This window comes from Candidatus Polarisedimenticolia bacterium, assembly GCA_035764505.1.
Classification (GTDB): domain Bacteria; phylum Acidobacteriota; class Polarisedimenticolia; order Gp22-AA2; family AA152; genus AA152.
Genome location: DASTZC010000277.1, coordinates 1 through 2431 on the forward strand (window position 1 = coordinate 1; position 2431 = coordinate 2431).

Below are 2431 nucleotides of genomic sequence, written 5' to 3' on the forward strand. Positions count from 1 at the left end.
TGATAGAGGTTGGCGCCGGTGGAGATGACCCAGTCGATGAAGCCCGTCTGGATCATGGGGATGACGGTGCTGCGGCCGACCCCGGCCGGGGTCATGGCGCCGGAAAGCGACATCCCGACGACGACGTCGGGCTCGAGCATCTTTTCAACGAAGAGGCGGCAGGCGTTCTGCAGTCTTCCGGCGTTGTACGCGAGGAAAGCCTTGTCCACGATCTCGTCGACCGTCATCCCAGGGCTGACGGGATCGGGATAAATCTTGGGGCCTCGGAGGTAACGGCTTTTCTCTTTCATCAGCTCCTCCCACAGTGCCGGGCATCGTAGCACGCGGCAGTGCACTGCGCCATCAGAAGATCACCGCACTATCCAGCCACCCCGTCGACGGAACCCCTTTCAATTCCGAGGCATCGCATTGAGCGGCCGCGCGGGGGATGGTACAATCCGCCCCCGTCGCAACGGTCAGCAAGCCCCCGGCCCCTCGGAAGGGCGCGGTCCGCGCTCTTGGGAGACTTCCATGGAAGCGGTGCTCTCGTACATCCAGCAGAACAAAGATCGCTACGTCAGCGACCTGGTCGAGTACCTCAAGATTCCCTCGGTTTCGAGCAACTCCCAGAACAACAAGGACACGGAGCGCTGCGCTCACTTCACCGCCGAGCTGATGACCAAGGCGGGCCTCGAAAAGGCGCAGGTGATCAAGACGCCGGGGCACCCGATCGTCTATTCGGAATGGTGCAAGGCGCCCGGCAAGCCGACCGTGCTGGTTTACGGGCACTACGACGTGCAGCCGGTGGACCCGCTCAACTTGTGGGACTCGCCGCCGTTCGAGCCGGCCATCAAGAACGGCGAAATCTACGCGCGCGGCGCGGCCGACGACAAGGGCCAGGTCTACATCCACTTCGCGGCGGTCGAAGCGCACCTCAAGAAGCAGGGGAAGCTCCCGGTCAACGTGAAGTTCCTGATCGAAGGGGAAGAGGAGGTCGGCAGCGAGAACCTGGACAAGTTCATCGAATCCCACAAGGACCTCCTCAAGTCCGACGTCGTCCTGATTTCGGATTCGCCGATGTTCGAGCGCGGGGTCCCGTCGATCTGCTTCGGCCTGCGCGGGCTGGTCTACTACCAGATCGATCTGCGCGGGACGAAATCCGACCTGCACTCCGGCTCGTTCGGCGGGGCCGTGGCCAACCCCAACTTCGTCCTGGCACAGATCCTGGCGGGGATGAAGGACAAGAACGGCAGGGTGACGATCCCCGGCTTCTATAAAGATGTTAAGCCGCTGACGGCGCGCGAGCGCAAGGAGTACAAGCGGCTGCCTTTCTCGGAGAAGAAGTACGCGAAGGAGCTGGGAGCGCCGGCCCTGGCCGGAGAAAAGGGGTACACGGCGCTGGAGCGGACCTGGGCGCGCCCGACCTTCGAGGTGAACGGCATCATCGGGGGCTTCACCGGCGAGGGAGCCAAGACGGTCATCCCGGCCGTGGCGATGGCGAAGATTTCGATGCGCCTGGTACCCAACCAGAACCCGGACAAGATCGCCAAGCTGTTCGAGAAGCACCTGCACAAGCTCTGCCCCAAGACGATGGAGCTGACGATCACCCGGATGCACGGCGGCAAGCCCTGGGTCGCCTCGCTCGACCATCCGGCCATCCATGCGGCCTCCAAGGCCTTCGAGAAGGGGTTCGGCAAGCGGCCGGTGTTCACGCGCGAGGGGGGATCGATCCCGGTGGTGGCCTCCTTCGCCGACATCCTCAAGGTCCCTTCGGTCCTGATGGGAATCGGCCTGCCGGACGAGAACGCCCACGCCCCCAACGAGAAGCTCGATCTGGGGAACTTCCAGGGAGGCATCCTCTCTTCGGCGCACTTCTTCCAGATCCTCTCAGGCACGGCCTGAGACAGGACGGGAATGGCTGAACCGCGCTTCATCGTCGTCGGGGGTGGTCTGGCCGGCCTGATGGCGACCATCAAGATCGCCGAGGCCGGCGGCAAGGTCGACCTCTTCTCCGTCGTCCCGGTGCGCCGCTCGCATTCAGTGTGCGCGCAGGGCGGCATCAACGGCGCGGTCAACCTCAAGGGCGAGAACGACTCTCCCGAAATCCACTTCGTCGACACGGTGCGCGGCGGCGACTTCCTGGCGCACCAGCCCCTTGCCAAGGCGATGTGCTACGCGGCGCCCAACCTGATCTACCTGATGGATCGGATGGGCGTTCCGTTCAACCGCACCGCCGAAGGCAATCTCGATTTCCGCCGCTTCGGCGGGACCCTCTACAACCGCACCGCCTTCGCCGGCGCCACGACGGGCCAGCAGCTCCTCTATGCGCTGGACGAGCAGGTGCGCCGCTACGAGGCGGAAGGCAAGGTCCGCAAGCTCGAGCACTGGGAGTACGTCGGGATGGTCAAGGACGATGCCGGGGTCTGTCGCGGCATCGTCGCCATCGACATGC

Annotated in this window: 3 protein-coding genes; 2 read left to right on the forward strand and 1 reads right to left on the reverse strand. The window is 64.3% G+C overall.

Going from position 1 to position 2431, the window contains the following annotated elements:
- The coding region (locus VFW45_17950) for a deoxyhypusine synthase family protein (protein HEU5182675.1) at positions 1–290 on the reverse strand (290 nt) is incomplete at its 3' end.
- A 220-nt stretch (positions 291–510) separates the two neighbouring features.
- On the opposite strand from VFW45_17950, the gene VFW45_17955 reads away from it, so the two are divergent.
- Positions 511–1881, forward strand: coding sequence for a dipeptidase (locus VFW45_17955; protein ID HEU5182676.1), 1371 nt, complete (start codon positions 511–513; stop codon positions 1879–1881).
- A gap of 12 nt (positions 1882–1893) precedes the next feature.
- Positions 1894–2431: FAD-binding protein (locus VFW45_17960; protein ID HEU5182677.1), on the forward strand; the 538-nt coding region annotated here is incomplete at its 3' end.

Coding starts and splice junctions, on each gene's coding strand:
- VFW45_17955 (HEU5182676.1), top strand. CDS start 511: ATGGAAGCGGTGCTCTCGTACATCCAGCAGAACAAAGATCGCTACGTC.